Source organism: Mesorhizobium sp. M2A.F.Ca.ET.067.02.1.1 (assembly GCF_004023285.1).
Lineage (GTDB): Bacteria > Pseudomonadota > Alphaproteobacteria > Rhizobiales > Rhizobiaceae > Mesorhizobium.
In genome coordinates, this window is the sequence record NZ_RZSB01000262.1 from 1 (window position 1) to 7,382 (window position 7,382).

Annotated in this window: 8 protein-coding genes, 1 pseudogene and 1 riboswitch; of the genes and pseudogenes, 5 read left to right on the top strand and 4 right to left on the bottom strand. The window is 64.7% G+C overall.

Annotation, left to right across the window (positions count from 1 at the left end; translation table 11 throughout):
- Nucleotides 1-318, top strand: a 318-nt coding sequence (locus EOA28_RS38900; RefSeq protein WP_189342092.1) for a hypothetical protein, incomplete at its 5' end; no start/stop codon positions are given.
- Here the strand turns inward: EOA28_RS38900 and EOA28_RS18445 are convergent.
- The gene (locus EOA28_RS18445) at nt 315-755 is read right to left on the bottom strand and encodes a VOC family protein (RefSeq protein ID WP_245463420.1); all 441 of its coding nucleotides are present in this window, start codon (nt 753-755) and stop codon (nt 315-317) included. The two genes, EOA28_RS38900 and EOA28_RS18445, sit on opposite strands and share 4 nt — an antisense overlap.
- 123 nt (nt 756-878) lie before the next feature.
- On the opposite strand from EOA28_RS18445, the gene EOA28_RS18450 reads away from it, so the two are divergent.
- The 3 genes from EOA28_RS18450 to EOA28_RS18460 all read left to right on the top strand — a co-directional run bounded on the left by EOA28_RS18450 (nt 879) and on the right by EOA28_RS18460 (nt 3,007).
- Nucleotides 879-1,886, top strand: a complete 1,008-nt coding sequence (locus tag EOA28_RS18450) for an MBL fold metallo-hydrolase (protein WP_127253764.1) — start codon at nt 879-881, stop codon at nt 1,884-1,886.
- Between the two features lie 61 nt (nt 1,887-1,947).
- On the top strand, nt 1,948-2,109 hold the full coding sequence (locus EOA28_RS18455) for a DUF1328 family protein (protein WP_126063645.1): 162 nt from the start codon (nt 1,948-1,950) through the stop codon (nt 2,107-2,109).
- A 154-nt stretch (nt 2,110-2,263) separates the two neighbouring features.
- Nucleotides 2,264-3,007, top strand: a complete 744-nt coding sequence (locus tag EOA28_RS18460; protein WP_128315135.1) for a glycosyltransferase — start codon at nt 2,264-2,266, stop codon at nt 3,005-3,007.
- Between the two features lie 21 nt (nt 3,008-3,028).
- Here the strand turns inward: EOA28_RS18460 and EOA28_RS18465 are convergent, their stop codons facing one another.
- A complete protein-coding gene (locus EOA28_RS18465) occupies nt 3,029-4,219 on the bottom strand; it encodes an O-succinylhomoserine sulfhydrylase (RefSeq protein WP_126079343.1) in 1,191 nt (396 codons plus the stop codon).
- A gap of 56 nt (nt 4,220-4,275) precedes the next feature.
- Nucleotides 4,276-4,353, bottom strand: a riboswitch (SAM riboswitch).
- 116 nt (nt 4,354-4,469) lie between these two features.
- Here EOA28_RS18465 and EOA28_RS18470 point away from each other — a divergent pair.
- Nucleotides 4,470-5,564 (top strand): 2'-deoxycytidine 5'-triphosphate deaminase, encoded by a 1,095-nt coding sequence (locus EOA28_RS18470; protein ID WP_126079342.1) that lies wholly within the window; start codon nt 4,470-4,472, stop codon nt 5,562-5,564.
- Nucleotides 5,565-5,606: 42 nt separating this feature from the next.
- On the opposite strand, the gene araD1 is transcribed toward EOA28_RS18470, so the two are convergent.
- Both araD1 and EOA28_RS18480 read right to left on the bottom strand, forming a co-directional pair.
- Complete coding sequence (gene araD1, locus EOA28_RS18475) at nt 5,607-6,602, bottom strand: AraD1 family protein (RefSeq protein WP_127252112.1); 996 nt, start codon at nt 6,600-6,602, stop codon at nt 5,607-5,609.
- Between the two features lie 200 nt (nt 6,603-6,802).
- A pseudogene (locus tag EOA28_RS18480) lies at nt 6,803-7,382 on the bottom strand (sugar ABC transporter permease); the annotation flags it as partial.

The window sequence follows — 7,382 nt, forward strand, 5'->3', positions numbered from 1 at the left end:
GAGAAGCGCGAGGTCGAGCAGCCGCTCGCAACCAGCGCGGCCAGCGACATGGCCACGAGGCCGCTCTTCGAAAAGAGGTGGGGCCGCGAAAAGGGGCGGGTCATCGAAAAATTCATCAAAACCTCCGTCGGATCCGGCCGGGGGGGGAGCCGTCCGCGTAATCTTCGCTCCACCAAGATGGCGAAGGTGGCAGAATTTCAACCCGATATGGTTAAAATAGGGTTTTCGAGTCGGATGTTGCAAATTTATCGCAGCAAGCGGACGGCGCCGGAGCGGCGTTTGACTCGGTCATTCAAGCCATTGAAATTTCGCCATTAAATCCGGGCGCTCGGCACGAACACATAGCCGTCCGGGCCAACGATGTAGCATTCGCGCAGGCCATGCGGCTTATCGATGGAGCCGGCCAGCACGATATGGCCGAGCGCCGCCGCCTTTTTCTCGATCGGATCCGGATCGGCGCCGTAAAGGCGCAATTCGATGCCGGCCCCGCGTGTCTCGGCGCCCGAAGTGACCCCAGTCATCGGATTGTCGAGATAGGAATGATCGGCATGCAGCATGAAGACCGAGCTCAGAAGCTCGATCGCCGCGAAATCCTCGTCGGCATAGATGATCCTGGCGCCGAGCACGTCGCGGCAGAAGGCCTCCATCGCCGCCATGTCGGTGACCAAAAGATTGACGCCCAGCCCAAGCGGCAGCGAGCGGCCGAAATCCTCGGCCTTCATCCACGGTGTCCCGGTTCGCTTCATGACCATCATGATCGCCCCCTCGCTCGCGATCCTAGATGAACCCGGCTCCGCCCATTGGCATTCGCCAGCAAAATGCTTGCGCTAGGCAGGCGCTTCCTTATCTCAGGAAGGGACCGAGCCGGCGGAGTGAGAATGGCCGCGAGAAAAAGAACCGCCAACCGCTATTACAGCGGCCCGCATAGCGATCATTTCGACGGCGCCTTGTTCTTCAACCCCGGCGGCAAGCCCCCAGGGCGCTTCAGCGATCTCCTCAGATGGCAATTCAGCGGCAAGCGGGCGAGATGGCCGGCCGCCGTTCCGAGTCCTCACCCGCCGGCAAAGCCGGTGCGTCGCGTGGATGGAGGCGCGCTCAGGCTCACAATGGTCGGCCACGCGTCATTGCTTATCCAGACCGCCGGCCTGAATATCCTGACCGATCCGGTCTGGTCGGAGCGCGCCTCGCCCTTCGCCTTCGCCGGCCCCAGAAGGGTCAATGCGCCGGGCATCGCCTTTGCCGACCTGCCGCCGATCGATCTGGTCCTGGTCAGCCACAACCACTACGACCATCTCGACCTCGCCACGCTGAGGCGGCTGAAGGAGGCCCACGACGCGCGCATCATCACGCCACTCGGCAACGACGCCATCATCCACCGCGCCGTGCCCGGCATGCGGCTCAGTGCGCATGATTGGGGCGACAGGATCGACACCGGGGTCGCCGCCATCTATGTCGAGCCGGCGCATCATTGGTCGGCGCGCGGCGGACGCGACCGCCGCATGGCGCTTTGGGCTGGCTTTGTCATCGAAACGGCGGGCGGCAACATCTATTTCGCCGGCGACACCGGCTTCCATGACGGCATCAACTACCGGCTGATGGCACAGACGCATGGCGGCTTTCGCCTCGCCATCCTGCCGATCGGCGCCTATGAGCCGCGCTGGTTCATGGCGCCGCAGCACCAGAATCCGGAGGAGGCCGTGCAGGGCATGAAGCTCTGCAACGCGGCTCACGCCGCAGGCTGCCACTGGGGCACGTTCCACCTCACCGACGAGCCGGTCGAGGAGCCGGCGCAAAAACTGGCCGAGGCGCTCGAGGCGCACGGCCTGCCGCAGGAGCGTTTTCGCGCCATGCGTCCTGGCGAGGTGTGGGACATACCGGCTGTCTGACGAAGGAACCCCAACCGGCGAAAAGCGTTGGTTTCGCGACGCAATTTCGCCGGAGCTTCCCATGATCAGGTGGATCATCATTCTTCTCATCATTGCCGCCGCCGCGAGCCTGCTCGGCATGCCGGCGCTGGCCGGAGCGGCTGCCACGGGAGCGCGCGTCCTCATCGGCATCGTGCTGGTCATCTTCCTGCTGATCGTGCTCGGCGTCTTCGCGGTAACTTAAGCGCGACCGCCAGGTCGTCGCGGCGCGACCACTTGGTCGTCGCCGGCGCGACGTTTCGCGGTGACCGAGACAAGAGCCGGACTGGTAATTCCCGCCCGTTTCCGCCATATAGCGGCCAAACGGATTGGCCAAACGGATTGGAATGACCGGTTAGATGGCAGGCACCGCCCCCTTCGCCAAGATGAACGGCATCGGCAACGAGATCATCGTTGCCGATATGCGTGGCCGTGCCGACAGGGTCACGCCGGCCGCGGCGATCGCGCTTAATGCCGACGCCGCGACCAAGTTCGACCAGATCATGGCGATCCATGACGCCCGCACGCCGGGCACCGCTTATTATATCGACATTCTGAATTCCGATGGCACCAGCGCCCAGGCCTGCGGCAACGGCACGCGCTGTGTCGTCCAGGCCTTGGCCGCCGAGATCGCCGAGGACGCGGCCGCCACCAAGCTGGTCAATGGCCTGGGCCTGCGCGTCAATCTCGTCGCCTCGCCTTTCGAGCAGCCGCTCGGACAGCGCAGCTTCGCCGAGATCTGGTCGCGACAGACGCGCTGGGCGCGGCTGCGCCGGGTCACGTTCCCGCTGTTCTTCACGCCAGAGATCCTGACCGGCGCGGCGGCGCCGCTCCTGCTGGCGCTGGTTGCCGCGGCAAGCGCCGGCGTCAGCCTGTGCACCACGGCTTTGTGGGTGCTGGCGATCGCCTACCTGCCGGAATGCCTGCTGGCCTTGGCCAAGGGCTGGTACCTGTCGCCGCGCAGCGTCACCGCGATGATCGCGCGTGACGCCATGCTGCCGGCCATCTGGGCGCGCGCCTGGTTCGGCGGCGCCGTCGAATGGCGCGGCAATGAGATGACCATCCGCACCCGCGCGCTGACAGAACTTGAGGAGATCGCCTGATCTCCCACGATGTTTTCCGGCTTATTTTGCCGCCTTCAGCGCCTGCTCGATGTCCTCCAGCAGATCGTCGGTGTCCTCCAGGCCGACCGAGAGCCTGAGCGTGCCGGGGCCGATGCCGAGCTCGGCACGTGCCTCGTCGCTCAGGTTCTTGTGCGTCGTCGTCGCCGGATGGGTGATCAGGCTCTTGGCGTCGCCGAGATTGTTGGAGATCAGCACGATGTCGAGCGCGTTCTGGAAGGCGAAGGCCGCCTGCTTGCCGCCCTTGACGTCAAGGCAGATCAATGTCGAACCGCCCGACATCTGCTTCTTGACGATATCGGCCTGCGGATGATCGGCGCGGCCGGGATAGATGACGCGCGCGATCTCCAACCGGCCGGCCAGGAAATCGGCGATCCTGCCGGCGCTCTCGGTCTGCTGGCGCACGCGCAGCGGGAGCGTCTCCAGCCCCTTGAGCAGCGTCCACGCGTTGAAGGGCGACAGGCTGGGGCCGGTGTGGCGGAAATAGTCGTGCAGGTTTTCGTCGATCCATTTCTTGTCCGACAGGATGACGCCGCCGAGGCAGCGGCCCTGGCCGTCAATATGCTTGGTCGCCGAATAGACGACGATGTGAGCGCCGAGCTGCAGCGGCTTCTGCTGCAGCGGCGTGGCAAAGACGTTGTCGACGATAACGCGCGCGCCGATCGAATTGGCGAGCTTGGCGACCGCGGCGATGTCGACCACTTCCAGCGTCGGATTGGTCGGGCTTTCCAGGAAGAACAGCTTGGTGTTCGGGCGAACCGCCTTTTCCCAGTTGGCGATGTCGGTGCCGTCGATCAGCGTCGCCTGGATGCCGTAGCGCGGCGCCAGCGTCTCCACCACCCAGCGACAGGAGCCGAACAACGCGCGCGCCGCAACGATGTGGTCTCCTGCCTTCACGCTGCAGAGCAGGGCGGCGGAAACGGCGGCCATGCCGGAGGCGGTGGCGCGGGCATCCTCGGCGCCTTCCAGAGCGCACATGCGCTTTTCGAACATGTCGACGGTCGGGTTGGCGTAGCGCGAATAGATGAAGCCCGGTTCCTCGCCCTTGAAGCGGGCTTCCGCCGCCTGCGCCGTCTCATAGACATAGCCCTGCGTGAGATACATCGCCTCTGCGGTCTCGCCGTACTGGGAACGCAGCGTTCCGCCATGCACGAGTGCCGTTTGAGGTTTCCAATTGCGCTTCTTGGTGCTCATAGCCCTGCTTCCAGACATAAAAAAACCGGCCGCGAAGTCGCAACCGGTCCATATAGCCTTGCGGCTCGACGGTCCTTTAGCGACTTGTTTAACGTGGCTGCAAGCCGACCGGCCAAATCACCACGGGATAACGACCCTTTAAATGAGCGCCGCGCTTGCGTCAATTGCCGGCTTCATTAAGAGGTTTGTACCAGCCGGACGGCAAGAGCCTGCTTAGGTCCTCGCCCGGCCTTGTGAACGGAGCCAGCCTTTGCGGCAGACAGGCATTCTTCCGGATCAGGACATCGCGGCGCTGTTTGAGGCGAACGCGCTCAAGTCGCCGCGCGCGCTGGACACCAACCAGATCCAGCCGGCCAGCCTCGATCTCAGGCTCGGCGACAAGGCCTATCGCGTACGCGCCTCCTTCCTGCCGGGGCCCGATCATCTGGTCGCCGACAAGCTCGAACGGCTGAAGCTTCACGAGATAGACCTCACCGGCGGCGCGGTGCTGGAAACCGGCTGCGTCTATATCGTGCCTTTGCTGGAAAGTCTGGCATTGCCGGCCGAGGTTTCGGCCTCGGCCAATCCGAAGAGCTCGACCGGCCGCCTCGACATCTTCACGCGGGTCATGACCGATCGCGGCCATGAGTTCGACAAGATCGCCGCCGGCTATCACGGGCCGCTCTATCTCGAAGTCAGCCCGCGCACCTTCCCGATCGTCGTGCGCGCCGGCTCGCGGCTGTCGCAGATCCGTTTCCGCATCGGCAATGCCGTGCTTTCGGAAAGCCAGCTGCGCGACCTTCACCGTGCCGAGATGCTGGTCGCCACCGAGCCGCCCAATATTTCCGGCGGCGGCATCGCGCTCTCCATCGACCTCGACGGCGACAAGGATGGGCTTGTCGGTTATCGCGGCAAGCACCACACCGGCCTGGTTGATGTCGACAAGCGCGCCGCGCAGGATGTCGTCGATTTCTGGGAGCCGATCTATAAGAGCGGCGCCGGCGAGATCGTGCTCGACCCTGACGAATTCTATATCCTGGTCAGCCGCGAGGCGGTGCACGTGCCGCCGCTCTACGCCGCCGAGATGACGCCCTTCGACCCGCTGGTCGGCGAGTTCCGCGTCCACTATGCAGGCTTCTTCGATCCGGGCTTCGGCCACTCCGCCGCCGGCGGCAGCGGCAGCCGCGCCGTGCTCGAAGTGCGCAGCCACGAAGTACCTTTCATCCTCGACCACGGCCAGATCGTCGGCCGCCTCGTCTACGAGCACATGCTGAAGCGCCCGCAGGCGCTCTACGGCACCGATCTCGGCTCGAACTATCAGGCGCAGGGCCTGAAGCTTTCCAAGCATTTCAGGGCCGCGCGCTGAGGTCGAAATTGCCAATCTCCCCCACAAGGGGAGATTACCCAATCACAGCGCCTTCACCGCCACCTTCACCGGCTTTTCGATCTCCAGCGGATTGCGCAGCGGCAGGCCGAAATCCGCCGCCTCGATCTCGAACGTGTCGCCGGCCTCGGTCTTGATGCCGTCGGCGAAGGAGAGCGTCGCGGTGCCGAACATATGCACATGCACGTCGCCCGGCTGGCGGAAGGCCGAATATTTGAAGTGGTGGTGCTCGAGATTGGCGATGGTGTGCGACATGTTCGCCTCGCCCGACAGGAACGGCTTTTCCCAGAGCAGCTTGCCGTCGCGCCAGATGCGCGATGCGCCGCGGATGTCGGCCGGCAGGTCGCCGATCAGGATCTCGGGGCCGAACGAGGCATTGCGCAGCTTGGAATGGGCGAGGAACAGATAGTTCACCCGCTCGGTGACATGATCGGAGAACTCGTTCGACAGCGTGAAGCCGACGCGGAACGGCGCGCCATCATCGCCGATGACATAGATGCCGGCGATCTCGGGCTCCTCGCCGCCGTCCTGCGCGAAGGCCGGCGACATCAGCGGCGCGCCCGGCGCCACCGCCATCGTGCCGTTGCCCTTGTAGAACCATTCCGGCTGCACGCCGACCTGGCCTTTGGCCGGCTTGCCGCCTTCGAGCCCCATGCGGAACATCTTCATGGAATCGGTGAGTTCCTCCTCGCCGCCCTCGCTGAGCTTCTTGTGCATGGAATCGCGCGTCGCCGCTGAGCCGAGATGCGTCAGCCCGGTGCCGGTGAGATGCAGATGTGCGGGATCGGGATGGTTGATCGGCGAGACCAGCCTGCCCCTCTTGTAGACGGCATCGAGATCGACCGTCTCACCATAGCCCTTGCGCTCGATCAGCGCCTCGAGGCCGATGCCGGTGCGCGCGGCCTCCATCGCCAGCGAATAGACACTGCGCGCGCCATTGATGACCCTGGTCTTGCCGCCGCCATTGCGGGCGACGACGCGGATCGTCTCGGCGTCGTCGAGGATCTGGGAGATCAGCATGTTCGAATCCTCTCTCATTTAGCGGCCGCCCGCGGGCAAGCCTTACCCGGCGCGGCGTGGAGCGATCCCCGCCGCGGTTGAAACTCTTCGTCCGGATTGCGTTCGCGCGCTCGGTCCTTGTGCGGACTTCTTGGCGCCGACGGGTTGCCGGCAGCGTCGCGATCTGGAACCCGTATGCCTCCTGAACTTTGTTCCGGCCCTTAAGCCTTGTTCTTGTTGTAGACGTCGAAGATGACGGCGCCGAGCAGCACCAGGCCCTTGACCACCTGCTGCCAGTCGACATTGACGCCCATGATCGACATGCCGTTGTTCATCACGCCCATGATGAAGCCGCCGACTACGGCGCCGATCACCTGGCCGACGCCGCCCATTGCCGAGGCGCCGCCGATGAAGACGGCCGCGATGACGTCGAGCTCGCTGCCGAGACCGGCGGCCGGCACGGCCTGGCCGAGGCGCGCCGCGATGATCAGGCCGCCGAGCGCCGACAGCACGCCCATGTTGATGAAGACCAGCAGCGTCAGCCTTTCGGTGTTGATGCCCGACAGCTGCGCGGCCTTGGCGTTGCCGCCCATGGCATAGATGCGGCGGCCGATGGTCATGCGCTTGGTGACGAAGACGAACAGAGAGATGAGCACACCCATCACCAAGAGCACGACCGGCAAGCCCCTGTAGCTGGCGAACTGGAACACCAGGAACAGCGCCAGCGCGCTGCCCACCAGAGTCTTGATGACGAACAGCGGGAAGGGCTCCGCCTCATAGCCGTGACGCTCGCGCTTGCGC